A 23136-nucleotide genomic window follows, 5' to 3' on the forward strand; every position below is an offset into this window, starting at 1 on the left:
AAAGCTAGCCTCTTACCGACGATCACACCGCGTTCCGCGAACCGATCACTCGCCGGCGTAGCCGACCGTGATGTCGCCGGCGTCGAGTCCCTCTTCGACTTCGCGGGCCGCCGTGACCATGTTCTCCATCTTCCGGTAGGCGATCTCCCGTGGCAACAACTTCACGCCACAGTCGGGTGAGACGGTGAGTCGCTCCGGCGGGACGATCTCGAAACCCCTGTTGATATTCTGCTTGATCTCTTCGACGGTCTCGACTTCGGTCGTGTGCACGTCGACGACGCCCAACGCGAGATCCTTCTCGAACGCCGGTTCTTTGAACACATCCAGTTGCTCGTAGTCGCCGTTCGCGAGTTCGAGGTCGTACTCGTGGACCGGCATGTCGAGGATCTCGGGGTAGATGCGCGAGTAATCGCCGTAACAGACGTGCAGACCGAGCCTGACGTTCTCGGGGACGCCGTGGGCGATGTGTTCGAGACACTCCCCGACGATGGCGTGATCGTCGGGCGTGGTCGCGAGAGCCGGTTCGTCGATCTGGATATAGCGTGCGCCCGCAGCGACGAGGGCTTCGATCTCCTCGTTGACCAGCCCGGCGAGTTCGTAGGCGAGTTCCTCCTCGTTCTCGTAGTGCTCGTTGAACGACCACGATGCGAGCGTGTAGGGTCCAGTGATCGGCACCTTCACCGGACGGTCGGTGACGCCCGTCGTGAACTCGAACTCGTCGACGAGCCACGGCTCGGTGTAAGCGACCTCGTCCGCAACGGAGGGTTTATCGAAGTAGTTGTGTCCCCAGACCTTGACCGGGCCGTTGAACTCGTAGCCCTCGATCCGGTGGGCGAAGTACTCGACCATCTCGTTTCGTCGCATCTCCCCATCGACGACGGCGTCGAGACCGGCGCGAACGTGCTCTTCGGTGATGAGCCGCGCCGCGTCGTCCATCGCCTCCTCGAGATCGGTGTCGTCGAACTCGCGGTTCTCCTCCTCGGCGAGTTCTTTCGCGCGGTTGAGCCACTTCGGTTTAGGGTAGGACCCGACGACGGTCGTCAACAGGAAGTGTTCTGTCGGGTGGTCGGCCGGACGGAACTGTTCGCGGGTGTTCGGGAGTTCGCGGTTCATCGGGACACCTCCGCGGGCGCGGCGGCGAGCGCATCGAGTTTCGCCTCGGCCTTGTTCGTCGGCAGGTAGAACAGTTCAGTGTTCGACGTCGCGTAGACCGTGTCGAACTCAGCGACGGGAATTTGCGATTCGACCCACTCGATCCGCTCTGCGATCTCCTCGGGACGCTCGACGAGCGTGTTCTGACCGTCGACGACCCCGAGCGCGACGTCGTCTTTCGTGCCGTACTCTTGGATGTTGTAGATGCTCCCTTGGTGGTCGGAGACGAAATCGAATCCGATCGCGTCGATGTCCGCGTCCATGAGGTGCGCGTAGGGTTTCTCCGGGATCGACCCCCAGTAGGTGTGGACGACCACGTCGGCGTCGGCCGCGGCCGCGACGGTATCGATCGCATCGCTCACGCGCTCGTCTTCACCGTCCCCGGGTGGATCCGTGACGAGGGACGGTTCGAGGAGAAACAGCGCCTCGACTGTCGGGAACGCGTCGATCTCCGCGGCGAGGAACTCGGCGACCGCGTCGAGGAACGCTTGCTCGTCGTCGTAGTGCTCGTCGGTCGCGAGTTCGGCGAGCGAGTAGGGTCCGGGGAGGACGGCCTGCGTCACGTCCGAAACGGCGTCGAGTTCGGCCGCCACGTCGCCGTCCGGCGTCAGCTCCCCCCGAACCACCGGCTCGCGGTAGAAGTTGTTGTTGTCGTAGTACCGAACGATGCCCCGGGTTTCCACGTTGTCGTGAACGCAAAGCGGATGGGCGAGCATGTCGTCCCACCGAAGCTGCCCCTCGCCGATCAGATCCAATCCTGCCTCGAGTTGTCGACCGACGGCCTCGTTTCGGGCACGGTCGTAGGCCTCGACGATGTCTTCCGTCTCGTCGCCGGAGATCAGGTCGTCCTTTTGATGTCCTTTGAGGTTCGAGAGTTCGTCCTTCGCCCAATCCGGAAGCGGATACAAACCGGGTGTCGTAGAGAGTACCTCCGTCATTACTCGCGGCTACGAGATGACGGTGTTTAATATTTCCTACTCAGGTATTCTCGAAGGTAATATCCAGGACGACAAGGCGTTCGAAAGGGAACGATTCCCCGGTGATTTCCTCGGCTCTCAGCCCCGCACTTTCGGCGAGTTCGACGACAGCCTCGATATCGGTCAGCGTGGAAACGAGCAAGTACACGTGGCCGTTCGGACGCAGAACTCGGCCGACATCCGCGAGGAACGGCCGAATTACTCGGCGGCCGTCCTCACCGCCCGACAGTGCGTATTCGAGCGGATCGTCCCACTCCTCTTCGGGTGGCGTCGGCAGATACGGCGGGTTGAACACCACCACGTCGAAGCTATCGGCGGCGAACGGATCCGTCAGGTTCGATCGTATCACGTCGATCCCCGCTGCGTTTGCGCTCACACACGCCTCCGGGTTGATGTCACAGCCGACGACCTCCGCATCGGTCTCCGAGGCGATCCGCGACGCCACGACTCCCGATCCGATCCCAACCTCGAGAACCCGCTCATCCTCGATTCGCTCAAGTGCGGTCTCCGCGAGCAATCGAGAATCTTCCGCCGGCTCGTAGACGGTCGTCATCCCGCGCCGTTCGGCAAGTCTCATCGGACCGCGTCCTCGTCGGCGGGAGGGTTCGTGATCGACTCGTCGACATCGTCTCGAACTTGCTCGACGTCCTCTTCGACCGGCTCCGAGACCTCCGCGCCGGCTCCCCGATACGGTCGGATCGCGGCTTCGCGCTCGTCCTGCGAATCGATGGATTTCCCATCGGCGATTCGGAGGCCACCGAGTTCTTCACGCCCCGTCAGTTCGCGTTGCGGGAACGGGATCTTGATATTCTCCGACTCGAAAGCGTCTTTGACCGCTTCTATCACCGCGTTTTGGGCCCGCCACTTCTGTTGAATCGACGGGGTCGTGATCCAATACCGGAGTCGTAACACGACCGACGAGTCCGCGAACTCCTGTCTGATGACGTCGGGCGGCGGCTGTGCGGCGACCTCTTCGACCCGTTCCATCGCTCCGACGGCGACACGGGCGGCCCTGCTGATGTCCGTCCCATAATCGATACCGACGACGGTCTCCACTCGGAGCCGGTTCGTTTTCGAGTAATTAACGACCTCGTTTTCGGTTATCATGTCGTTCGGGACCATGACGTGTTCCTCGTTGAACGTTCGGATCTGGATGTTGTACACCGTGATGTTCGTAACGATTCCTTCACGATCCTCGATGCGGATCCAATCGCCGACCTCGAACGGTCGCGAAAAGAGGATGACGAACCCCGAGAGGATCCCAGAGAGAGTCTTTCTGGCCGCGAATCCGAGGACGATACCCAACACACCGGCTCCGAGGAAGATGTTGGTAACGGGGATCCCCCACAGCGCGATCACGAACGCCAGCGTCGGAATGAGAATCGTGATTTGGACGGCGTGATGGGCGAGTTCGCGTTGATGTGGGGTGATCGCGACGCGACCCGAACCGTACTTTATGGAGCGTTTCGTCAGCCGTGTTACGGTGATCGCCACCGCGAACACGATGAACGTCACGAGGGCTTTGATACCCTCTTCCGGTGTGATCGATAGGAATCCGAGCGCTTCGATAACTTCACCGGAGATGCGCCAAACCGCGACGAGAAAACCGCTGATGAGAATCGCGAACGTCGTCACCAAAATCGACTGTACGGCCTCGACGGCGTCCGAGTTGTACTCCTCTTTTAGTTGTCGACCGACGCGATAGATCAGAACCATCGAGAGCGCGAAGATGACGATCGCACCGATCGTCGCCGCGTACCTCGCTCTCATCGATCCGAACGCAGACTGGATCGCGTGAATAGATTGCCAGTACCACGGGAGCTGTAGCGTACCGTTCATCGCAGTAGTCTGCGTGGAGGATCTTCGCTACGTCGACCAGTACGGCCGTCCTGACGATCGGTCACGAATCGACCTCCGTTACCAACCGGGCCAGTCGCGCGAACTCGCTCGGTGGGACGTTTCCCGCCCGTTTTCGCATTAGCTCTTCGCCCGCCGCGTCGATCAGCGCGTCCGAATTCTCGATTCCGGAGATGTGGACGGTGTTTCGGATCGCGTTTCGCATCGTCTTTCGGCGCTGGGTAAACACCGCCCGTACGAGCGCCATGAATCTGTCGTCGTCAGGTACTTCATAGTCGGGGGCGCGCGGTATCGCAAGAACCACCGCACTCTCGACTGCGGGCGGTGGTGAGAACGCTTCCTTCGGGACCGGCTCGACGATTTCGATATCGGCGTAATGGCCGGCCGTCACGGACAAGCGGCCATACTCGTCGGTTCCCGGGGCCGCAGCCATCCGCTCTGCGAACTCCTTTTGAAACATCAACACGAGCGGTCGCCCCTCGGGAAGCAATCTGAAGGCGATCTCGGATGAAACGCCGTAAGGGAGATTCGAGACCGAGGCGGTGAACGATGGCAGATCGACGTCGAGTGTATCACCTTCGATAATGTGTAGACGTTCCTTGGCGATCTCCTCGTCGAACTCCTCGCGCAAGAACCCTGCGAGCGTTGGGTCGCGTTCGACGACGGTAACGCGGTCCGCGACGGTGAGTAATCGATCGGTGAGCGCACCGGTCCCGCCACCGATCTCCAGCACGTGACTCGTGTCGGTCCCGTCCGGGAGATATCCCGCAAGCCGATCGAGCACCCGATCGTCGACGAGGAAATGCTGGTCACGCTCCGGGTCGCCGCGAACACCCGCTCGGACGATGAGCGCATCGGGATCGCGCATATCGACTGCATAACGGCCGCCCCGGTATATCCTTCGCGTTTTCGAGTGACTCACTCCGATTCGCGGCGGGCGAAGATCCGATATTTGAGGTCTTCCTCGCGTAGCTCTTCCAAGATACGCTCTGCCAGCACGCCCCTCGGATCGTGAAGCCCGGACACCCGCGCTCTGATATCCTCGAAGCTCTCGAAGGGACCACGCTTGCGGGCGTCGAGAATATTATTTCGAAGCTTCTTACCGATACCCGGTAGCAGGTTCAGGACGTGAAGTCTCGTCGTGACCGGCTGAGCGTCGTTGTAAAAATCGACGAACCGGCGCTCGTCAGCGTCGATGATCTCGTCGATCGCGTACTCCAGTTCGGATGTCGCGGTGCTCGAGAGGTCATCGTACGATACCGATCGGATGTGCGTGACGTTTTCGCCCGGTGGTTCGATTTCGATCCGGTCACCTATGTTGACCCCGGCGTCGTCAGTCAGGGCCGCTTCGACGAGCCGAAAGTCGGTTTCCCCGACCGCGAACGCGACCGGTGATCGCTCGTACTGTGGCCGGTCGTCGTCCGGTCTCCCCCTGGGAAGAAAATCCAACACGACCGCGGACCGTGGTGCGGCGTCGTCTCCATCGTCGCTCATATGTCTCCGTACGGGGAGACGCTATTTAAAATACTGGCAGATAGCCGACGGCCGGCTCGTCGGCGCGCGTTCTCGAAAATCAACAGTTCGGTCACCGAAAGCATCGAGTACCCGCTTTCGTCGGTCGAAACACCGCTCGAACCTGGCGAACCAGTTAGGCGTACTTTGCGACGACGTCGAGGATCTCGTCGAGTTCGTCGCCGGACAGCGTATATCGACCCTGCGCAAAGACCGTCCGGAGTTCGTCGCGATCTTGCGGGAGGAGGTCCGTAATTTTATACGCGGTGGCTTCGTCGACTTTCTCGACTTCGAGAAGCTCCTCGACGAGTTCTCGCGATTCCTCCGCCTCGAGTACGGAAAACCGGTTGACGTGCTCGATCGCTCGTGCAAGCTCGTAGCGCATCTCCCGATCCTCGTCGAGCGCTCGGTCGGCCTCGACCTCCGCGAGTAGCTCTTTGGCCTCCGGCGTCGTGAGATACTCCTCCCCGAGAACTTGTTTGAAGATCGTCATGCCTGCTGGCGTCGGAGGTGAGCCGGGGCGGCGATCAGCGTCTTCGTCACGCCACCGTCTTTGATTTCGACTTTGAACGCTCGGCCCTGCTTGCCGACGACCGTTCCGGTCCGTCCGTTGAATCGAGGGTGGAACTGCCCCTTCGGAACGGAGGGGTCCAGCTTCAGGTGAACCCTCTCGTCGTTTTCGAACTGCTCGATCGATCGCTGTGGCGGGGACGCGCCACGGTCGCGCGCGTCGTTTTTCAGTTTGTTGCGGGTCGCTTGTCGGGGTCCGTTCGAACTAGGCATTCTTGTGCCCGTCTAAACGGGTCCGACACATAAAGGGTGCGTTCCGACCGCGTCAGTTTTCCGCACGTCTCGTCGAAATCTCGTCTCCGTCCCGGTGAAGTCGATGGGGTTAAATCCGGCCGACTTCGTCGACCCCAACGCTCTCGACGCCTTCGACGCCAGCGAACGCCTCCTCGACTGTGTCCGTTCCCCCCGCTTCGTCGGGAATGACGACGGTCGGAAACAGCGCGATCAGGCCAAACGCGACGTCCTCGCGGTCGACGCGGCTGATCTTCGCGCCCTCGGGGAGGGAGTTCTCGAGGCGCTCTTGGAGGTCGTCCAGGTCGACCTCGGGGCTTTGCGGCATTACTTTCATCTTGGCGGCGACTTTTCCCATGATTATGGACCCGTGAACCCGCAGTCGGGGCACTCGTAGAGGTTGCTCTGTTTGCGACACTTCGAACAGCGGTAGATCAGCGTTCCACACTCCGGGCAATCGAATCTCGCCGCCGACGTTCCGGAGATATTGATCCCACAGGAGATACAGGTGTGTTCCCTGCGTTCCTCGGATTTACTACTCATACATCGTCGTGCGTCGGCGCGACATTTAACCCTTATCAAGCATACCGGTGGAGACTTCTCGGTTCGTCTCGTAGGTCGGACATGAAAACGGTTCGAGAGACGATTCGCGCGCTCCGGGCCGAAGCCGCTGTCACCAACGAACGACGGCTACTGGTACTCCACGGAGACCGTGATACCTGTTACAGGGAGGCGAGACGCGCCGTCGAATCGGTGGACTTCGAAGGGGCCGTGGCGAGCGTTTCCGATCGGGATATCGTTGGCGAGCGTATCGGCTACGATCGGACGGACGCGTTGCTCGGGACGACCTTTGATTGTATCGTGCTCGATTGCCACGATACGTGCCGACCGAACGCAATCGGGCGAACGACCGGGGTCGTCGATGGCGGCGGAATTCTCGTCCTTCTGTTTTCTCGCCTCTCGGAGTGGCCAACCACTCACGGCCGGTTCGATGAAACGCTCGCATCGCCACCGTTTTCCATCGAGGATGTCGACTCACGGTTCAAACGACGCATGATCGACACGCTACGCGCTCACAGGGGTATCGCGATCGTGGATGTCGATGCAGGGGTGCGAACGAAGCGAGGCCGTATCGATCAACCACCGCGTCGTCGATCCGCAAACATCGTTCCGCCAGTGGCGCACGCGTTTCCCGATCCGGTGTACGAAGCGTGTCGCAGCGCCGATCAACGAGACGCGGTCTACGCCTGTGAGCAGTTGACCGAGGACGGGGCAGCCGTCGTACTCGAAGCCGACCGCGGGCGCGGGAAGTCGAGCGCGGCTGGTCTTGCAGCGGCGGCGCTCGCTGCAGCCGGATACACGGTTCTCGTGACCGCCCCAAGCTACCGAAACGCCGCCGAACTCTTCGAACGTGCCGTCGAGACGCTACGGACACTGGATGCATTAATCAAGGATGGCAGAGATGGCCAAAGGACGCCGTACCTTCGGACAGATACGGGTGGGATACGGTTCCGAACCCCTTCTGAGGCGGTCGTCGAATCCGCCGATATCCTGATCGTCGACGAAGCTGCCGCACTCTCGGTCGGGCGGCTCGAAGCGCTCGTTTCCGTGGCCCCGAGCGCGTGCTTTGCCACGACCGTCCGGGGATATGAGGGTTCCGGGCGCGGATTCGACATCCGGTTTCGAAGCGAACTCCAAGCGGTCCGCAACGTTACTGAGTGCGTTCTCTCCGAGCCGATACGGTACGCCGCTGCCGATCCGATCGAAGTGTGGCTGTTCCGCGCGCTGTTGTTGGATTCGACCCCACCGCCGGAGGAACTGGTTGCGGACTCGATAACCGACGACGTAACCTACGAGCGAATAGAACAGGACGCTCTGGCTGTCGATGACAATCTCCTTCGAGAGGTGTTCGGGCTCCTCGTGTATGCACACTACCGGACACAACCAGACGATCTCGCTCGATTGCTCGACGCGCCGAACGTTGCGGTCAGGGCGTTTTTGCGCGACGGCCATCCGGTTTCGGTTGCACTCTTGGCTCGCGAGGGCGGACTCGATGACGAAACCCGACTGACAGCCTACGAGGGGGACCGAATTCGCGGAAACTTGATCCCGGATCTGTTGACGAGTCAACTCCGGGATCCCGAGGCGGGAATCCCCGTCGGATTTCGCGTGTTACGCATCGCGACGCATCACGCTGTTCGGTCCGAGGGGTTCGGGTCGAGACTGCTCGCAGAGATCGAAGCTGAGTTCGCGTCGGATCGATCAGTGATGTCCGATGACGACCCGGATCACGATCGGTTCGGCACGATCGATTATTTGGGCGTGAGCTACGGCGCAACCCCGGAACTGTGTTCGTTTTGGGCGACGAACGACTACCGGACGGTACACCTCTCGTCAACCAGAAACGAAGCGAGCGGCGAACACTCGGCCGTAATGCTTCGTCCGATCTCCGAACTCGGGCGTGTGCTCACGGAGCGACACACCGCGTGGTTCTATCGGCGGATTCCGGACGTCCTTTCGGGCGCCCTCTCCTCTCTCGATCCGGATATCGTCCGCGGTGCGTTCGAATCCGTCGACATCGACACCCGACCCGAACTAAACGATTTCGAGTGGCGGCTCGTTGCGAGTTCGGCCTACGGTCCCGGACAGTACGAGACGGCCCCTGGTCCGTTTCGACGACTCGCACTCCGGGCGCTCGTAGACGGAGCGCTCGAAGACCCCGACACGGAACGACTACTCGTGGTGAAGGTGCTTCAAAACCGAACGTGGGAGGAGTCCGCCTCGATATTGGAATTCGTCTCGAAACGCGCGTGCATGCGCGCCATCGGGAGCGCATTTCGACCGATCGTCGATCGATACGGTGAGGATGTCGCGCGGGCGGAAGCGGATCGGTACCGATCGGAGTCGGAACTACTGTGAAATCCGATCAGGGATGGGCGAAGTATGCGACGGACTCCCCGTCGTCGTGGCGATCGATGCGGGCGAACCCGACGCGCTCGAACTGTACGGTATCGCCGCTTGCATAGCTCGTGAGCCTAGGTTCGGCGTGGCCGAACTCGTCGCCCTCCATCGTCCGAAGCCGCAGCGGCGTGCCCTCTTCCGCTGGTACCCAGTGGATGACGTCTACGTCTCCTTCACGTACAATATCGATGCCATCGTCGGTGAATTCGAACGCATCGCCGCTGTATCTGACTGGCCCGAGGCCTTTCAGCCAGATCCGTTCACCCGTTTCGGGGAGATCATCGGTTTCGACTCTGACGGACGTTCCGACCGGTATTCGTCTCCGTCCGCGGTCATCGTGGTCGGGGTGGACGAGCGGTTCGGCGAGTTCCGGTGCACCGGAGACCGGGACCTCGACGCCGGCCCGAACGAAGAACAACCGATCGGAATCGTCGTCGATCAGTTCACGATTTTCCGCGTAGACCGAGGACATCGCGAGATCTACGTTCGACGTCGACGTCCCGAGTTGCACCATCGCCTTCACGATGGCATCGCCGCGGATCCCCCGACGCTTGAGACTCGCGACCGTCGGCGCACGGGGATCGTCCCACCCGTCGAGTTCACCCCTCGCTATGAGCTCCTTGATCGTCGAGGTGGACAGCGCCACGTCGTAGGCGTCGATCTGAACGTGCCCCCAGTGGATTACCTCCGGATACTCCCAATCGAAGTAGTCGTAGACGAACTGCTGGCGCTTCGCCGAGTCTTGGAGATCGATGCCGCGAATGATATGCGTGATCTCGAACTCGTGGTCGTCGATCCCAGACTGGAAGTCCAACATTGGCCAACAGCGATACTCGGCGGCTTCCGGCCGCGGATGGGGCGTATCGACCATCCGAAACGCGACCCAATCGCGTAGCGCGGGGTTTTTGTGTTCGATGTCGGTTCGAACGCGGAGTACCATCTCTCCTGATTCGTACTCCCCATCGACCATCGCCTCGAACTCGTCGTGCGTCGTCTCGGTGTCCTTCTCGCGGTGGGGGCATGGCTCACCGGCGTTCTTGCGCTCCGAAAAGGATGCACCGTCACAGCTGCAGGTGTAGGCACCTCCCTCGTCGATGAGGTTCCTGGCGTGGTCGTAGTACAGTTCGACACGATCGGATGCTTTGGCCGTTTCGTCGGGTTCGAACCCGAGATACTCGATCGCATCCAGTATCTCCCCGTACGCGTCGGTGTCGGGGCGTTTCGTCTCCGGATCTGTGTCGTCGAATCGACATAGCATCCACCCGTCGTACTGTTCTTTGTACGTCCCGATGACCGCGGGCATTCGAGCGCTTCCGAGATGCCACGGGCCGTTCGGGTTTGGCGCGAGCCGCATCCGTATCTCCTCGTACGATTCGACGTTGGGGAGATCGGGAAGCGGTCGATCTTCTCCCTCCTCGTTCTCGGTATCGAGCTCCTCCAACAGTTCCGGGGCGAGCGTGTCGAGTCGGTCACGCATTTCGGCGGTCGAAAGCGTGTTCACCCTGTCGATGACGGGCGCGACGATCCCCGGAATCTCGTCACCGTGAGGTCTGAAATCCGGATTCTCACCCATCATCGGGCCCATGATCGCACCGACCTGTGCGTCGCTATCGTGTTTGAGCGCGTTGAACAGCGCAGCCGTCTCGGCCTCGCGCTCGATGCGTTCGCGGAGGTCTTTGTCCATCAGCCGCGACTACTGAGGGAAGCACCAAAACCTCGCGGATTTAGCCGTGCTCGGGACATGGCGAACAGGTGGATCGCGGAGAGACGCATTCGACAACGGTGATCCACGCTAGCTCGGACCGACTGTCGGTCTCTGGCTACGTCACGGGGGGTCTGTCCCCGTGTTCGTATTTAAATCCGGGTATCGGCGAGCGCTCGCCCGTCAGTAGCCTCGTTCGACGAGGAAATCCGCGATCTCTTCGAGGAGATCACGGGATTCGTTGTCCGGGAGTACCGCCAGCCGTTCCTTTCCGCTTTTGATGAGATCCATCGCGAGCGCTCGGGCGAAGTCGATGCTTCCAGCGGCTTCGAGCCGTTCGACGGCCGCTTCTATCTCGGCTTCGCTCGGGTCGTCCGGAACGAGCGACTCGGGATCGATCCCCCGATCACGAGCGTGAAGGGTGATCACCGTTCGCTTTCCTTCGATCAGATCGGAGCCACGCTGCTTTCCGAGCTTGTCGCTCGGGACCGTCAAATCTAGCAGATCGTCCTGTATTTGGAACGCGCGACCGATATCGAGACCGTATCCGTGGAGTTCGTCGATGGTTTCTTGCTCGCACCCCAGTAGAATCGCTGGGATCGCCGCCGCCGCCGCGTAAAGTACTGCGGTTTTGAACTCGATCATCTCGAGATACTCTTCGGTCGTGACGTCGGTACGTGTCTCGAACTCCACGTCGAGCGCTTGCCCCTCACAAATTTCCGTACAGGTGGTCGCCAATTCGCCGAGCGCGGTGACGCTTCGATCCGAAGGGGCACCGGTCTCAAGGATATACTCGAACGCTTTCGAATAGAGCGTATCGCCGGCGAGAATAGCTGTTTCGAGGTCGTATTCTCGATGAACGGCCGGGACGCCGCGCCGGAGATCGTCGTCGTCCATGATGTCGTCGTGGATCAGCGTGAACGATTGGATGACTTCGATCGCCACCGCCGCCGAGAGGATATCGATGGACTCGCTATGCGGGGTCGGAAACGCCCGATAGTCGTCCGCTGGCGATTTCGTGTCAGAGACCGATTCAGCGACCAACAGCAGGACCGCCGGTCGCAGACGTTTTCCGCCAGCGTCAAGCAGATACCGCGACGCCGAATACAGTCGCTCGGGCTTTCGTATCGGGAGCTGTTCGACTATCGCATCGTTGACAATCGCTCTGCGAGCTTCGATAGCCGACTCGACGCGTTCTGAGGTCGTCATTCCGTGAGCTGAATCGTGTTCCCGTTTTGGGTGACGTGGAGATCGGTGCCGAGGCGGTAGCCCTCGTTGCCTACCAGATCGACGTACGGCGAGAACCCTTTCATATCTTGGTGAGCGGGGATAATGTTCTTGGGCTGGAGGGCATCGAGCATCTGGTAGTGACCCTCGGAGTTCAGGTGCCCGGAGACGTGGATGTCGTCGTATATCCGAGCGCCCTGCATCCCGAGTAGCTTCTCGGCCTGGTACCGCTGGCCCTCGTTGGTCGGCTCTGGAATGACCCGCGCGGAGAAAATGACTTTGTCGCCGTTATCCAGTTCGTACGGCGTCTCCCCGCGGGCCATCCGCGTCAACATCGCCCGGGGTTCGCCCTGGTGGCCGGTGACGACGGGGAGGTAATCTTCTTTCCCCTCGTTCATGATCCGCTTGAACGTCCTATCGACCGATTTTCGGTGTCCGTACATCCCCAGATCGCTGGGGAAGTCGATGAAGTCGAGCCGTTCGGCCGTTCCGGAGTACTTCTCCATCGATCGACCGAGGAGGACGGGCTGTCGGCCGATGTCCTCCGCGAACTCGACGAGCGACTTCACGCGGGCGATGTGGCTCGAAAAGGTGGTCGCGACGATGCCGCCGTCGTAGTCCTCGAGTGAGTACAGCACGTCCTTAAGCTGTGCGCGCGCGACGGATTCGGAGGGTGTCTTCCCCTTCTTTCCGGCGTTCGTACAGTCCTCGATGTAACACAGGACGCCCTCACGGCCGATCTCTCGGAACCGCTTCATATCGATCGGATCGCCGATGACCGGGTTGTGATCCATCCGTTTGTCGAGGCCGTAGACGACGGCCCCCTCCGGAGTGTGCAAGACCGGATTGATCGCGTCGATGATGGAGTGGGTGACGTTGACGAACTCGAGTTCGCACTTTTCGCCGATCGGCATCGTCTCGCCGGGATCCATCTTGATCAGATCGTTTTGGACGCCGAACTTCTCCTCGCTTTGGATCTGTTGTTTGGTCAACTCGATCGTGAACGGTGTCGCGACGACCGGCGCGTTGTATCGGTGCGCCAGTTTGGAGATCGCTCCGATGTGGTCGAGGTGACCGTGTGTCGGCACGATCGCTTGGACGTCTCCCTCGATGTCGGACATGACCCGGTCGTCCGGGATCGCGCCCATGTCGATGAGGTCGAGACTGTGCATCCGTTCGGTTTCGACGTTGTCGTGAATGAGGACCTTCGACAGGTTCAGCCCCATATCGAAAATAACGACGTCGTCTCCCGCACGAACGGCCGTCATCTGTCGACCGACTTCTTCGTATCCGCCAATTGTTGCGATTTCTACTTCCATTGTTTATCCTCCGAGAGGCCGCTCACCGCTCAGCCACTGAGCGACCGGCGATATACACGGCCGTCTGTGACGGACGCGACACCGATCGGATCGGTGCGCCGACGGTCGGAACCGGAAAGGCGTGCGGTCGATCGAACCATCCCGCCTCGCCCACCCGGCCGTCTCCCGTCCGCAACTGCCGGTCGCCCGTTCGAGTCCGGGGCGACCGTCGCTCGGTTATCAGTGACTTCGATGGCTGGGGTTAAAAAGTGCGTGGGTCAAAGATTAGGGCGCCATCGGGACGAGAACGGCGATGGGGCCGAAGATCCCCGATCCCCCCATAACGGGCCGGATTTCGGTATCCCGTCTCGCGGATACCGGATCGGCTTCGGTACCGTCCGCGATGAGAAAGAGGCCCGCGTTCGAATGTCAATCATCTGCCTCCTCTCGTATTTGATAGGCGCGCTCACCGAACTCCAGGCTCTCGATTCGCGTCGCCGTTCCGCGAACATACACTTGATCTCCGGGGTGAATGATCCGCTAGCGGTACTTTCTGTCGCCCGTCTTGGCTCCCTACTCGAGCGCCGATAACAGCGATCCGCTCGCCTCGCCGGGCGTCGAATCGAGTTCGACGAACCGCCGCACCTGTGGCGGTGGCTCCTCGTGTATCCCGACCTCGATTGTTTCACGCTCGGCCGTGTGTTCGATGTTGGCCCCGTCAGAATCGACGCGGACGCTATCCGCTCGGTCATCGACCGAAAGCCGCACGCCCAGCGCACCGCACCTGTGAGTCCGCTACGAGGAGTGTTTTCCAGACGTGTTCCACCCCTCGATCACCCACTCGGTGAACAGCCACTCCGCCTCCGGGAACGGTGTTATCATCGCTCCATCATCGATCGGTTCCGCTGTCCGGTACACTTCTCTCGCCCCGGGTGTCACCGCGAGCGCATCGGTCGTCTCGCGTACCGTGATTGTCTGCCGTTCGCGTCGCCGCGTCAATCCCGATCGTGCGACGAATCCGCCGTTCGCGGCGATTCCGGCGAGGAACCACACCGCGCGCATACCGTACTGCCGTCGGATCGACACGCCGACCACTCCACTTCGAACTGTGCCCTCTTCGGCGTACCGCCTCCGATCGGCAGGTGGGAGAAACGTCCGAACGTGGATTAGAGAGCAGCGGCCGACCTCGCAACGTCTCGGCCACGATCTCCGGATGAACGGGCCGCCCTCGTTTAATCGCTCCAACGAGTTCTCAGAGAGGACGTGTGCGTTCTATCATCCGATTTTCGTCCCCGGATCGCCCCCAGCGGCGAACGATTCGAGCCCGTGGATATCGAACACGTACGCCGGCGCATCGAGGGACAGGAGCTCGCGGACTTTGCCAGCCATCCCACCCGTAACGTCCGTCGCATCGCTTTCACCCACGGCACCCGCGACGTCCTCGAACGACTCGATCCGATCAAGAACGTTCCCGTCAGCGTCGTAGACGCCTGGGACCGACGAACAAACGCCGACGCGGTCGGCATCCAGCCCAGCCGATAGCCTGACGACCAATTCGTCTCCCGAGATTATCGTTGCGCCGATTCCCTCGTGTGTAACCGTATCGCCGTGAAGAACGGGGACGAACCCCTCGCCAATCATCGCCGCTTCGGGATGCGTTTCCAACTGCAACGATCCGTTCGATCGTCGATGCGCCGCAGAGAACGGGTGGACCGGAACCGCCGAAACGCCCGCGTCAGCGAGCGCGTCGACGACGATTCCGTTCAGTCGCTTCATCGCGCCGTGAATCGCTCGAACCGCGTCGTCGTCGCGGGTCCCTTCGGTCGTCGATACGCCATGTGTCGCGGCGTGATGGTGACCGAAGCTTCCCCCGCCGTGAACGAGTATGACACGGTCCGGGATCGTCGCCACTGCCGCCGCAGCTCGTTCGAGCGCGGCTCTGTCGACCGTTTCGGGCCGATCCTTTTCGGTAATAACGCTCCCCCCGAGTTTGAGAACGGTCGTCATCGTTCGCGCCGAACCCCATCGGTGTCGAGTTCTGCTCGGAACGCGTTCTCACAGCCGGGCGTATACTCCAAGGCGGTGTGCGTCTGCTCGGTCCGGTCGAGGGCGACTATGCAGCCGCCCCCGCCCGACCCCGTCAACTTCGCGCCGAGTGCATTCGCCTCACGAGCCGCCCAGACCATGGCATCGAGCGACCGTGCGGAGACGCCGAGCGCCGACAGCAGACCATGATTGAAGTTCATCAGTCGACCGATCTCCTCGACGTCGCCCTCGTTGAGTGCGATCTCACCAGATCGCACGATGTCACCGATCGATTCGACGGTATCGGCGGCGAAGCCGTACGTCTGCTTCAGCTTTCGGACTCCGGCTACGAGCTTCCCGGTATCGCCGGTGTTGCCGTCGTACCCGACGACGAACGGAAGCGTCGGGACATCATCGATTCGTCGGCAATCGTCACCCTGAACACGAACTGCTCCGCCCATGGCAGAGCAGAACGTATCGGCTCGCGACGCCTGTCCGTCCTGTACGTCGTATTCGACGCGATAGGCTCGATCCGCGATCGTTTCGGCCTCCAACCCGACGCCGAGTTCGCGCGCCGCCGCATCGATGCCGGCGACGACGACCGCGGCCGAGGACCCGAGGCCGGCTCCCAGCGGAATGTCACTTTCGACGGTGACGTCGAACCCGACGCCGACCTCGCCTGCGGCGTCGAGCGCTTGCTCAATCGCGCCATCGATGTATCCCATCGCGGCCTCGACGAGCGGCGTCGGAACGTCGACGTCCGGTCGACTATCCGATTCACCACCCCATGTGACGGTGAATCCGTCGAGCGTGAGGTCCCTGGCTTGGACCCGACGCTGATCGTCATCCCGCCGTTCGACCGTTACTCTCGCGCGCCGTGCTATCGCACACGGGACGGCCGGTTCGCCGTAAACGACGGCGTGTTCGCCGAACAGATAGACTTTGCCCGGTGCGCTCGACGTGGTCATATCCGGTGGTTACGCGGACGGATAAAAAGCGTATCCGAACGGGCGGGACGTTGAACGGGCCGTCGATCCATCGACGCCCGCCCGACACACAGCAACGCACAAGCCGCTTGCGAACACAAGTAGACCCGTGACAGCCGACCTGTGCCGCCACGTCAACGCCCTCATTTCGGACCTCGTAGCCGAGTACGGCGAGATCGACCTCGTCGGCCGGCGAGTCGAGTGCAGCTACGAGGAGTACGACGGACTACTCGATTCGTTCGAATCGTTCGGGGTCGTCGGTGGGGCCGGCGTTCGGATCGTCCGGGATGGGCGGGTGTTGTTGGTGCGGTACGAACACGCCGAGGGGTGGATCGATCCCGGCGATGGGAGACGTCCCGGGGAATCGTACGTCGAGTGTGCCAAACGGGGCGTCGAAGAGACCACTGGCCTTGAGGCGAGCATCGACGGACTCGCACAGATTCAGCTCGTGTACCTCGACGATTCGACCGGTCGGCCGCCGATTCCAAACCCGTACGTCTCGTTCTTCGGATCAGTCGTCGACGATGCCGTGTCCCCCGGTGACTCTGCCGTCGCGGTCAGGTGGGCCGACGAGCTACCGGCGGAGCTGGCCTACGACGAACTCGCGGAGCTCCGACTCGACGGATGACGCAGAAAAGACGCAGAAAGCCAGCGAATTAAGGTTCCGTCTCGAAATCGTCGAGCGCGTATGTCGGCTCCGCCCCACGGCGATCCAGTGTCTCGTTGGCGAGCAGCCAGTAAACGACGCTGAGCGCCTTTCGACCCTTGTTGTTCGTCGGAATCACGAGGTCGACGTTCGACGTCGTGTTGTTCGAGTCACACATCGCGATAACCGGGATACCGACGGTGATCGCTTCCTTGACCGCTTGGGAGTCACCGATCGGGTCGGTGACGACGACGACGTCGGGTTCGATGTAGCCGTCGTAGTCGGGGTTGGTGAGCGTTCCGGGGATGAATCGTCCGGTGCGCGCTCGTGCGCCGACCGCGTCGGCGAACTTCTCGGCCGGGAACCGGCCGTACTGGCGCGAGGACGCGACCAGAATCTGCTCCGGATTGTAGTTCGCGAGGAACGACGCGGCCGTCCGGATGCGTTTGTCCGTCTGGGAGACGTCCAACACGTACAGCCCGTCCGTCCGGACCCGGTGGATGAACCGGTTCATCGACTTCGTCTTCTGTTGGGTCCCGATGTGCACTCCGGCCGCGAGGTAATCCTCCACCGGGATGAGGAGGTCCGCCTCATCGTCCGGCATGACGTCCTCGTCGAGGACCGGTTCCTCGTCGACCGCGTCCTCCGTTTCGACCTCGGGGTCAGTTTCAGCCGCGTCGGACGCCTCGCTGGCGTCGTCGTCGGCGGTCGGTTCGTCCGCTGTGGAATCGGCTTCCGATTCTTCGAGTTCCCCGTCGAGCTCGTCTTCGAGCTCGTCGAGTTCCTCGTCGAGTTCGGAGGCGTCGTATCCCTCTTCGTTATCGCTCATGCGTTTGCCTCGATTCTTATGAGTTCGTTCAGCTTTGCAGTTCGCTCGCCGCCGACCGTCCCCGTCTTGATGAACGGGGCGTCGGTGGCGACGGCGAGGTGTGCGATCGTCGTATCCTCGGTCTCACCGCTCCGATGCGATACGACCGGATCGTAGCCGTTTCGAACCGCCAGCTCGATCGCGTCGAACGCGTCCGAGAGCGTCCCGATCTGGTTCGGCTTGATGAGGATGCTGTTGGCCGCGTTCGATTCGATCCCGCGCTCCAATCGCTCGGTGTTCGTCACGAACAGGTCGTCGCCGCAAATAAGCGTTCGCGAGCCTACCCGCTCGGTCAGTTCGGCGAACCCGTCGTAATCGTCTTCGTCGAGCGGGTCCTCGACGTACACGAGTCCATACTCGTCGACCAACTCGGCGATGTAGTCTATCTGTTCGTCGGGCGCCTTCGTTTCGTCACCGTAGCGGTAGACGCCATCTTCGTAGAGTTCGGCACCGGCCACGTCGAGACCGAATCCGATCTCGAAACCGACCTCGTCGGCGACCGTCTCGACGGCTTCCTCCATGATCTCGAACGCCGTCGCGTCGTCGATCGACGGTGCCCACGCGCCTTCGTCACCTTTCGCGGCCGGAACGCCTCGATCGGCGAGGATCTCGCTCACTTCGCTGTGAATCTGCGCGTTCGCGAAGACGGCATCGGCCACCGATGGCGCGCCGACGGGGGCCGCGAGGAACTCCTGGATGTGCGTCGCATCCACGGCGTGCTCGCCGCCGCCGATGACGTTCCCGAGGGGGACCGGAAAGTCCCGACCGCGGAACGCGCCGCCGAGATGCTGATACAGGGGCGCGCCGAGCACGTCGGCCGCGGCTTTCGCTGCGGCCATCGAGATCGCGACCGCGCTGTTGGCACCGATCTCGGAGAAATCGCCGGTTCCGTCGGCCGCACGAAGGGCGTTATCGACGCCACGTTGATCCCCGGCGTAGACCTGCCCTTCGAGCCGTGGCACGGCGATCTCCCGTGCAGTCGCGATCGATTCGGACGCCGGCCGCTCGATCGCCTCGTACTCGCCGGTCGACGCTCCCGAGGGTGCGGCACCGCGGCCGAATCCACCGCTTTCCGTTCGTATCTCCGCCTCAACCGTCGGATTTCCGCGACTGTCGAGGATCCGCCGTAGCCGAACTTCGGTGATGAGCGTCATTTCTTTCCTCGGCGAACCGTGAACGGAAGCGCGTCCGCGTCGTACTCCTCCGCCGCGACGAGAATCGGTTCTGTCTGGTTGGTTTCGATGAGTACCGGCGCGCCGTAGGACACCTGGAGGGCTCTCGCTCCGAGAATCCGTGCCTTCTCGTATCGGTTCGTTCCTCTCATTGGTAGGGGGAGACGATGTCGACGAGGTCTTTGTGCGAGACGAGCATCCGGCGGCAGCAGGCTCGATCGACGCCGAGTTCGTCGAGGACTTCGGCGGGATCATCGTCCCCCTCGCGCGTGCGCTCTTTGAACTCGTCCCAATGCTCGCCGACGACGTTACCACACGTGAAACACCGTACCGGTACCATCATGCGTGCATCACCTCAGCGGTAGGATTTCTGGTAGCGTGCCCGTGCGCCGGGGCCGCCCCACTTTTTTGGTTCGGACTGGCGCACGTCGTTGACGAGCAGCGAGCGGTCGAAGGACATGAACGCGTCCCGAAGCTCGGCGTCGTTCGTGTGTTCGACGAGGCCGCGGGCGATCGCCGTTCTGACGGCGTCTGCCTGTCCCGCGAAGCCGCCACCGGAGACGATGACGTCGATGTCGACGCCGTTGCGGAGCTCTTCCTCCGCGACGCGAAACGGTTCGAGCATCTTCAGCCGCGTCTGTTCGGGGTCGACGAGTTCGACCGGTTCGGAGTTGATCCGGACGCGACCGATCCCTTCCGAAACCGTCGCGCGTGCGACGGCCGTCTTCTTCTTTCCTGATGTGTTTGTTACCATGTGACGTTAGCACCCAGTTTCTCGCCGATTTCACCGAGCGAGATGAATTTGATGTTCGACAGTCGGTCGAGGGAGGTCCCTTCGAGGACGGTCGGTTCGATATCGTCGTACGGGTTGCCGAGATAAATCCGTACGTTCTCGAAGGCCTCTCGCCCTCGCGTCGTCTTGTACGGCAACATACCGCGAACTGCGCGTTTGAACAGTCGATCCGGTCGTCGGGGGTAGTGCGGCCCCCGGTCAGATCCGACCTCGTTGCGCTTTCGGTACACCGACATGATGTCGTCAGCGTTACCGGTGATGACGGCGTCCTCGGCGTTGATAACCGCGACGCGCTCGCCATCGAGCGCGAGTTCGGCAACCTGGGAGGCGGTGCGGCCGAGGATACAGTTGCGGGCGTCGATAACGACGTCCGCGTCGAATTCCGCGTAACTCATCGAATCACCCGCACGTTGGAACCGTCGGGGTTGTTTTCGAGTGCCTGTTCGAGTTCGATTGCTTCGCCTACCTGTTCGATCTTCGTCTGGGCCGTCGACGAGAAGTCGACGGCTGCGATGGTGACTCCCTTTCGGAGTGCACCGGACCCGAGCACCTTGCCGGGCACGATCACGGTCTCGTCTTCCTGTGCGTACCGCTCGATGCGGCCCAAGTTGACTTCCGCGTGCGTGCGCCGTGGCTTTTCGAGGCGCTCGGCGACATCGCTCCAGACCTCGCCACCGCCGTTTCGGGCGGTCGACTTCAGGTCGGCGATGAGACTGGATAGCCTCGGGTTCGTCTTGCTACTCATCGTTATTACTCCTGAGAAATGGATGCAGGGAGCAGGATTTGAACCTGCGGACCTCTACAGGACAGCGCCCTGAACGCTGCGCCGTTGGCCTGACTTGGCTATCCCTGCACGCAGTGATACGTTCTGTACCCCCAGTGAAACCCCTTTCGATCGCTACGGCTCCAGTACGCGCGGCTGCGCCGCCGTCCCGGCCCGAATCGATCGTCGTTGTTGGGATGAGGGGGTACATCTGTTAGGTTATAGTTGAACCGCGTCTTCGAGCTCGTCCGCTCGAATTCGAAGCGTTTCGACCGCTTTCAGCACGAGTTCGTCGATGGACATCGAGCCGTCGGTCTCGGCGTCGAACACGAACGCGTTCGGCACGTCTTCAACGGTGACCTCCTTCCCGGGGTATCGCTGGCTGAGATCGTTGTCGAACGACTCCGTCTCGATGAGTTCGCCGTCCTCCTCGATGACACCGCGGATGATCTGCGGGTCGTCGTCCTCGTAGTCGCCCTTTTCGGCACCGATCTCGACTCGCTGGAGGTGCCGGTAGCCGACGGCGACGCCACCTTGATATTTGGCGTGGTCTTTTCCGTATCCGAGTCCCGCATCGGCTTCGAGTTCAAGCCGTTGGCCCTCTTTGAGTTCGATGATCGGGACGTTCACGTCCGCCGGCTGTACCTGATCGTCGCTGGAGACCAAATCGCCCGAGTACGCCGTCGCCGGACCCTCGACGTCGATCGCGAGCGTCACGATGTCGTCGGGTTCGTAATCGTCCGGCGTCGTCAGCGGTATCAGACCGAGCCGAAGCGCGATCTGTTCGTCGAACATCACCGAGGAATTCTCGATGACTCGGACGGTGTCGACCGAAAGCGTGGGCACGTCCGCGATCATCGCTCGGCGGATGCCGTTGGCGAACGCGGGCGTCACGCCCCGAACGAGGAACGTCGCGCTCCGTTCGTTGCGCTCGATGAACGTTACCTCATACTCGTCAGTCATGTTAGAATCCGGCGTTTTTCGGGGCCCGAGTACCGTCGTGCGGGGTCGGTGTTACGTCCTCGATCCGACCGATCTCGAGGCCGGCGCGGGCCAGGGCACGGATCGTCGCCTGTGCGCCCGGCCCTGGGTTCTTTTGTAGGTTGCCGCCGGGGCCGCGGACGCGGACGTGGACGCCGTCGATACCGGCGTCTTGGACTTCGCCGGCGACGACCTCAGCCATCTGCATCGCCGCGTACGGCGACGCTTCGTCACGGTTTTGTTTCACGACGGTGCCACCGGACGATTTGACGATCGTCTCGGCACCGGTTAGGTCCGTTACGGTGATGATCGTGTTGTTAAACGAGGCATACACGTGTGCGATGCCCCAGGTGGTTTCGTCTGCCATTGTTATTGTCCCTCCGCGCGTTCCGGGTGGAGATCGTCGGCGAGCGGGCTCGTCTCGTCGAACTCGATGAGGTTTTCCTCGGCGACCTCGACCTTGTACGACGGTGCGCCCACGCGAGCGCCGTCGACGGTGATGTGTCCGTGGACGATGAACTGTCGAGCCTGATTCGGCGTGTTTCCGAGTCCCTTTCGGTATGCGACCGTCTGAAGCCGTCGTTCGAGGATGTCCGTCTCGTCGAGCGAAAGGACGTCGTCGAGGCTGTCGCCTTCGTCGAGAACGCCGATGCGCTTCAGACGCGTGAGGAACTCCAGTCCCGCGTCCTCGGCGACGTCGGTGTCACCCTGCGCTTCACCGATGAGGCGGCGGGCCTCGCGCCGGTAATCACGGAGCTCGGACTGTGCGCGCCAAAGCTCCTCTTTGTTGGCGAGCCCGTACCGCGAGAGGAGATCACCCTCCTCGGCGATTCGTTCTCCCTGGAACGGGTGGTTCGGCGTCTCGTAGAATTTGGTGTTGCTTCCGAGTGCCATTATTCGTCCTCGGCCTCCTGCTCAGCCTGCTCCTCTTTGATCGCCTCGATGTTGACGCCGATCGTTCCCTCGGTCCGGCCGGTGGATTTGGTTCGCTGTCCGCGAACCTTCTGGCCGCGCTGGTGACGAACGCCCTTGTAGGAGTCGATCATCTGCATGCGGTTGATATCCTGTCGGCGGCTCATCTGGAGATCGTTGCCGACCTCGTGGGTGGTCTCGCCAGTAAAGAAGTCGCGCTGGTGGTTAGCGAGCCACTCGGGGACTTCGTCGGCGTACCCCTCGACGAGGCTGACGATCTCGTCGATCTTCTCCTCATCGAGCGCACCGAGTACGTCGCGGCGGTCGACGTTCGCTTTGTTCGAGATAATGCGAGCGACGCGTCGACCGATGCCGTTCATATCGGTCAACGCTCGCTCGACGCTTTTCGTCCCGTCGAGGTCGGTTCGGCCGATTCTGACGAAGTACTGGATCTCTTCGCCGTCATCGTCCGCGTTGGGTTCTTCCGTGCTCATGTGTGGTTG

At 61.7% G+C, this 23136-nt stretch carries 30 protein-coding genes and 1 tRNA gene; 2 read left to right on the forward strand and 29 right to left on the reverse strand.

Annotation, left to right across the window (positions count from 1 at the left end):
* Nucleotides 1-45 precede the first annotated feature (45 nt).
* From R6U53_RS00415 to R6U53_RS00460, 10 genes are all read right to left on the reverse strand, one after another.
* Nucleotides 46-1113: a methionine synthase gene (locus tag R6U53_RS00415; RefSeq protein ID WP_410320406.1), complete on the reverse strand. Its 1068-nt coding sequence runs from the start codon at nt 1111-1113 to the stop codon at nt 46-48.
* Entirely contained in the window at nt 1110-2090 is a 981-nt protein-coding gene (locus R6U53_RS00420; protein WP_410320407.1) for a 5-methyltetrahydropteroyltriglutamate--homocysteine methyltransferase, read from the reverse strand. Before R6U53_RS00420 ends, R6U53_RS00415 begins: the two co-directional genes overlap by 4 nt.
* A 40-nt stretch (nt 2091-2130) precedes the next feature.
* On the reverse strand, nt 2131-2706 hold the full coding sequence (locus tag R6U53_RS00425) for a HemK2/MTQ2 family protein methyltransferase (RefSeq protein ID WP_410320408.1): 576 nt from the start codon (nt 2704-2706) through the stop codon (nt 2131-2133).
* Nucleotides 2703-3899: a mechanosensitive ion channel family protein gene (locus tag R6U53_RS00430; RefSeq protein ID WP_410320409.1), complete on the reverse strand. Its 1197-nt coding sequence runs from the start codon at nt 3897-3899 to the stop codon at nt 2703-2705. The genes R6U53_RS00425 and R6U53_RS00430 overlap by 4 nt, the downstream gene beginning before the upstream one ends.
* 130 nt (nt 3900-4029) lie before the next feature.
* Nucleotides 4030-4854: a 16S ribosomal RNA methyltransferase A gene (locus R6U53_RS00435; RefSeq protein WP_410320410.1), complete on the reverse strand. Its 825-nt coding sequence runs from the start codon at nt 4852-4854 to the stop codon at nt 4030-4032.
* A 50-nt stretch (nt 4855-4904) separates the two neighbouring features.
* The gene (locus tag R6U53_RS00440) at nt 4905-5480 is read right to left on the reverse strand and encodes a DUF655 domain-containing protein (RefSeq protein WP_410320411.1); all 576 of its coding nucleotides are present in this window, start codon (nt 5478-5480) and stop codon (nt 4905-4907) included.
* Nucleotides 5481-5634: 154 nt separating this feature from the next.
* Nucleotides 5635-5991, reverse strand: coding sequence for an RNA polymerase Rpb4 family protein (locus R6U53_RS00445; RefSeq protein ID WP_410320412.1), 357 nt, complete (start codon nt 5989-5991; stop codon nt 5635-5637).
* A complete protein-coding gene (locus R6U53_RS00450; protein WP_410320413.1) occupies nt 5988-6281 on the reverse strand; it encodes a 50S ribosomal protein L21e in 294 nt (97 codons plus the stop codon). Before R6U53_RS00450 ends, R6U53_RS00445 begins: the two co-directional genes overlap by 4 nt.
* A gap of 109 nt (nt 6282-6390) precedes the next feature.
* Complete coding sequence (locus R6U53_RS00455; protein WP_410320414.1) at nt 6391-6657, reverse strand: elongation factor 1-beta; 267 nt, start codon at nt 6655-6657, stop codon at nt 6391-6393.
* Nucleotides 6658-6659: 2 nt separating this feature from the next.
* Nucleotides 6660-6842 carry an HVO_2753 family zinc finger protein gene (locus R6U53_RS00460; RefSeq protein WP_410320415.1) on the reverse strand — a complete coding sequence of 61 codons (183 nt, stop codon included), beginning with the start codon at nt 6840-6842 and terminating at the stop codon, nt 6660-6662.
* A gap of 81 nt (nt 6843-6923) precedes the next feature.
* On the opposite strand from R6U53_RS00460, the gene tmcA reads away from it, so the two are divergent.
* Complete coding sequence (gene tmcA, locus R6U53_RS00465; RefSeq protein WP_410320416.1) at nt 6924-9218, forward strand: tRNA(Met) cytidine acetyltransferase TmcA; 2295 nt, start codon at nt 6924-6926, stop codon at nt 9216-9218.
* 7 nt (nt 9219-9225) lie between these two features.
* On the opposite strand, the gene R6U53_RS00470 is transcribed toward tmcA, so the two are convergent.
* From R6U53_RS00470 to mvk, 7 genes are all read right to left on the reverse strand, one after another.
* On the reverse strand, nt 9226-10944 hold the full coding sequence (locus R6U53_RS00470; RefSeq protein WP_410320417.1) for a glutamate--tRNA ligase: 1719 nt from the start codon (nt 10942-10944) through the stop codon (nt 9226-9228).
* A gap of 201 nt (nt 10945-11145) precedes the next feature.
* Nucleotides 11146-12171 (reverse strand): geranylfarnesyl diphosphate synthase, encoded by a 1026-nt coding sequence (gene idsA3, locus R6U53_RS00475; protein WP_410320418.1) that lies wholly within the window; start codon nt 12169-12171, stop codon nt 11146-11148.
* Nucleotides 12168-13508 carry an RNase J family beta-CASP ribonuclease gene (locus R6U53_RS00480; protein ID WP_410320419.1) on the reverse strand — a complete coding sequence of 447 codons (1341 nt, stop codon included), beginning with the start codon at nt 13506-13508 and terminating at the stop codon, nt 12168-12170. Before R6U53_RS00480 ends, idsA3 begins: the two co-directional genes overlap by 4 nt.
* A 552-nt stretch (nt 13509-14060) precedes the next feature.
* Nucleotides 14061-14255 (reverse strand): hypothetical protein, encoded by a 195-nt coding sequence (locus R6U53_RS00485; protein ID WP_410320420.1) that lies wholly within the window; start codon nt 14253-14255, stop codon nt 14061-14063.
* A 27-nt stretch (nt 14256-14282) separates the two neighbouring features.
* Nucleotides 14283-14549, reverse strand: a complete 267-nt coding sequence (locus R6U53_RS00490) for a hypothetical protein (RefSeq protein WP_410320421.1) — start codon at nt 14547-14549, stop codon at nt 14283-14285.
* Between the two features lie 213 nt (nt 14550-14762).
* Nucleotides 14763-15494, reverse strand: coding sequence for an isopentenyl phosphate kinase (locus R6U53_RS00495; protein WP_410320422.1), 732 nt, complete (start codon nt 15492-15494; stop codon nt 14763-14765).
* Nucleotides 15491-16480 (reverse strand): mevalonate kinase, encoded by a 990-nt coding sequence (gene mvk, locus R6U53_RS00500; RefSeq protein ID WP_410320423.1) that lies wholly within the window; start codon nt 16478-16480, stop codon nt 15491-15493. The genes R6U53_RS00495 and mvk overlap by 4 nt, the downstream gene beginning before the upstream one ends.
* A gap of 127 nt (nt 16481-16607) precedes the next feature.
* Between mvk and R6U53_RS00505 the strand changes: the two genes are divergently transcribed.
* Nucleotides 16608-17126 carry an NUDIX domain-containing protein gene (locus R6U53_RS00505; RefSeq protein ID WP_410320424.1) on the forward strand — a complete coding sequence of 173 codons (519 nt, stop codon included), beginning with the start codon at nt 16608-16610 and terminating at the stop codon, nt 17124-17126.
* Between the two features lie 28 nt (nt 17127-17154).
* On the opposite strand, the gene rpsB is transcribed toward R6U53_RS00505, so the two are convergent.
* The 12 genes from rpsB to R6U53_RS00565 all read right to left on the reverse strand — a co-directional run bounded on the left by rpsB (nt 17155) and on the right by R6U53_RS00565 (nt 23127).
* The gene (gene rpsB / locus R6U53_RS00510; RefSeq protein WP_410320425.1) at nt 17155-17973 is read right to left on the reverse strand and encodes a 30S ribosomal protein S2; all 819 of its coding nucleotides are present in this window, start codon (nt 17971-17973) and stop codon (nt 17155-17157) included.
* Entirely contained in the window at nt 17970-19166 is a 1197-nt protein-coding gene (gene eno / locus R6U53_RS00515) for a phosphopyruvate hydratase (protein ID WP_410320426.1), read from the reverse strand. Before eno ends, rpsB begins: the two co-directional genes overlap by 4 nt.
* Nucleotides 19163-19336, reverse strand: coding sequence for a DNA-directed RNA polymerase subunit K (locus R6U53_RS00520; RefSeq protein ID WP_410320427.1), 174 nt, complete (start codon nt 19334-19336; stop codon nt 19163-19165). Before R6U53_RS00520 ends, eno begins: the two co-directional genes overlap by 4 nt.
* Nucleotides 19333-19527 (reverse strand): DNA-directed RNA polymerase subunit N, encoded by a 195-nt coding sequence (locus R6U53_RS00525; protein ID WP_410320428.1) that lies wholly within the window; start codon nt 19525-19527, stop codon nt 19333-19335. Before R6U53_RS00525 ends, R6U53_RS00520 begins: the two co-directional genes overlap by 4 nt.
* A 12-nt stretch (nt 19528-19539) precedes the next feature.
* Nucleotides 19540-19938, reverse strand: coding sequence for a 30S ribosomal protein S9 (locus tag R6U53_RS00530; protein WP_410320429.1), 399 nt, complete (start codon nt 19936-19938; stop codon nt 19540-19542).
* Nucleotides 19932-20372, reverse strand: coding sequence for a 50S ribosomal protein L13 (locus R6U53_RS00535; protein WP_410320430.1), 441 nt, complete (start codon nt 20370-20372; stop codon nt 19932-19934). Before R6U53_RS00535 ends, R6U53_RS00530 begins: the two co-directional genes overlap by 7 nt.
* On the reverse strand, nt 20369-20722 hold the full coding sequence (locus R6U53_RS00540; RefSeq protein ID WP_310674706.1) for a 50S ribosomal protein L18e: 354 nt from the start codon (nt 20720-20722) through the stop codon (nt 20369-20371). Before R6U53_RS00540 ends, R6U53_RS00535 begins: the two co-directional genes overlap by 4 nt.
* A gap of 23 nt (nt 20723-20745) precedes the next feature.
* Nucleotides 20746-20830 (reverse strand) — tRNA-Leu (locus R6U53_RS00545).
* 129 nt (nt 20831-20959) lie between these two features.
* A complete protein-coding gene (locus R6U53_RS00550; RefSeq protein WP_410320431.1) occupies nt 20960-21703 on the reverse strand; it encodes a DNA-directed RNA polymerase subunit D in 744 nt (247 codons plus the stop codon).
* Nucleotide 21704: 1 nt separating this feature from the next.
* Nucleotides 21705-22088: a 30S ribosomal protein S11 gene (locus tag R6U53_RS00555; protein ID WP_137275057.1), complete on the reverse strand. Its 384-nt coding sequence runs from the start codon at nt 22086-22088 to the stop codon at nt 21705-21707.
* A gap of 2 nt (nt 22089-22090) precedes the next feature.
* Entirely contained in the window at nt 22091-22615 is a 525-nt protein-coding gene (locus R6U53_RS00560; protein WP_410320432.1) for a 30S ribosomal protein S4, read from the reverse strand.
* Nucleotides 22615-23127, reverse strand: a complete 513-nt coding sequence (locus tag R6U53_RS00565; protein WP_410320433.1) for a 30S ribosomal protein S13 — start codon at nt 23125-23127, stop codon at nt 22615-22617. The genes R6U53_RS00560 and R6U53_RS00565 overlap by 1 nt, the downstream gene beginning before the upstream one ends.
* Nucleotides 23128-23136 lie beyond the last annotated feature (9 nt).

Source organism: Natronomonas sp. (assembly GCF_046483325.1).
Classification (GTDB): domain Archaea; phylum Halobacteriota; class Halobacteria; order Halobacteriales; family Haloarculaceae; genus Natronomonas.

What these genes read in the sequence shown, in the direction of transcription:
- R6U53_RS00420 (WP_410320407.1), bottom strand. Translation starts at nt 2,090, where the DNA reads ATGACGGAGGTACTCTCTACGACACCCGGTTTGTATCCGCTTCCGGAT.
- R6U53_RS00460 (WP_410320415.1), bottom strand. Translation starts at nt 6,842, where the DNA reads ATGAGTAGTAAATCCGAGGAACGCAGGGAACACACCTGTATCTCCTGT.
- tmcA (WP_410320416.1), top strand. Translation starts at nt 6,924, where the DNA reads ATGAAAACGGTTCGAGAGACGATTCGCGCGCTCCGGGCCGAAGCCGCT.
- R6U53_RS00560 (WP_410320432.1), bottom strand. Translation starts at nt 22,615, where the DNA reads ATGGCACTCGGAAGCAACACCAAATTCTACGAGACGCCGAACCACCCG.
- R6U53_RS00565 (WP_410320433.1), bottom strand. Translation starts at nt 23,127, where the DNA reads ATGAGCACGGAAGAACCCAACGCGGACGATGACGGCGAAGAGATCCAG.
- R6U53_RS00470 (WP_410320417.1), bottom strand. Translation starts at nt 10,944, where the DNA reads ATGGACAAAGACCTCCGCGAACGCATCGAGCGCGAGGCCGAGACGGCT.
- R6U53_RS00430 (WP_410320409.1), bottom strand. Translation starts at nt 3,899, where the DNA reads ATGAGAGCGAGGTACGCGGCGACGATCGGTGCGATCGTCATCTTCGCG.
- idsA3 (WP_410320418.1), bottom strand. Translation starts at nt 12,171, where the DNA reads ATGACGACCTCAGAACGCGTCGAGTCGGCTATCGAAGCTCGCAGAGCG.
- R6U53_RS00415 (WP_410320406.1), bottom strand. Translation starts at nt 1,113, where the DNA reads ATGAACCGCGAACTCCCGAACACCCGCGAACAGTTCCGTCCGGCCGAC.
- R6U53_RS00450 (WP_410320413.1), bottom strand. Translation starts at nt 6,281, where the DNA reads ATGCCTAGTTCGAACGGACCCCGACAAGCGACCCGCAACAAACTGAAA.
- R6U53_RS00440 (WP_410320411.1), bottom strand. Translation starts at nt 5,480, where the DNA reads ATGAGCGACGATGGAGACGACGCCGCACCACGGTCCGCGGTCGTGTTG.
- R6U53_RS00525 (WP_410320428.1), bottom strand. Translation starts at nt 19,527, where the DNA reads ATGATGGTACCGGTACGGTGTTTCACGTGTGGTAACGTCGTCGGCGAG.
- R6U53_RS00555 (WP_137275057.1), bottom strand. Translation starts at nt 22,088, where the DNA reads ATGGCAGACGAAACCACCTGGGGCATCGCACACGTGTATGCCTCGTTT.
- R6U53_RS00540 (WP_310674706.1), bottom strand. Translation starts at nt 20,722, where the DNA reads ATGAGTAGCAAGACGAACCCGAGGCTATCCAGTCTCATCGCCGACCTG.
- R6U53_RS00520 (WP_410320427.1), bottom strand. Translation starts at nt 19,336, where the DNA reads ATGAGAGGAACGAACCGATACGAGAAGGCACGGATTCTCGGAGCGAGA.
- R6U53_RS00490 (WP_410320421.1), bottom strand. Translation starts at nt 14,549, where the DNA reads ATGCGCGCGGTGTGGTTCCTCGCCGGAATCGCCGCGAACGGCGGATTC.
- R6U53_RS00445 (WP_410320412.1), bottom strand. Translation starts at nt 5,991, where the DNA reads ATGACGATCTTCAAACAAGTTCTCGGGGAGGAGTATCTCACGACGCCG.
- R6U53_RS00530 (WP_410320429.1), bottom strand. Translation starts at nt 19,938, where the DNA reads ATGGTAACAAACACATCAGGAAAGAAGAAGACGGCCGTCGCACGCGCG.
- eno (WP_410320426.1), bottom strand. Translation starts at nt 19,166, where the DNA reads ATGACGCTCATCACCGAAGTTCGGCTACGGCGGATCCTCGACAGTCGC.
- R6U53_RS00435 (WP_410320410.1), bottom strand. Translation starts at nt 4,854, where the DNA reads ATGCGCGATCCCGATGCGCTCATCGTCCGAGCGGGTGTTCGCGGCGAC.
- R6U53_RS00455 (WP_410320414.1), bottom strand. Translation starts at nt 6,657, where the DNA reads ATGGGAAAAGTCGCCGCCAAGATGAAAGTAATGCCGCAAAGCCCCGAG.
- R6U53_RS00550 (WP_410320431.1), bottom strand. Translation starts at nt 21,703, where the DNA reads ATGACTGACGAGTATGAGGTAACGTTCATCGAGCGCAACGAACGGAGC.
- R6U53_RS00425 (WP_410320408.1), bottom strand. Translation starts at nt 2,706, where the DNA reads ATGAGACTTGCCGAACGGCGCGGGATGACGACCGTCTACGAGCCGGCG.
- R6U53_RS00535 (WP_410320430.1), bottom strand. Translation starts at nt 20,372, where the DNA reads ATGAGTTACGCGGAATTCGACGCGGACGTCGTTATCGACGCCCGCAAC.
- R6U53_RS00495 (WP_410320422.1), bottom strand. Translation starts at nt 15,494, where the DNA reads ATGACGACCGTTCTCAAACTCGGGGGGAGCGTTATTACCGAAAAGGAT.
- mvk (WP_410320423.1), bottom strand. Translation starts at nt 16,480, where the DNA reads ATGACCACGTCGAGCGCACCGGGCAAAGTCTATCTGTTCGGCGAACAC.
- R6U53_RS00480 (WP_410320419.1), bottom strand. Translation starts at nt 13,508, where the DNA reads ATGGAAGTAGAAATCGCAACAATTGGCGGATACGAAGAAGTCGGTCGA.
- rpsB (WP_410320425.1), bottom strand. Translation starts at nt 17,973, where the DNA reads ATGAGCGATAACGAAGAGGGATACGACGCCTCCGAACTCGACGAGGAA.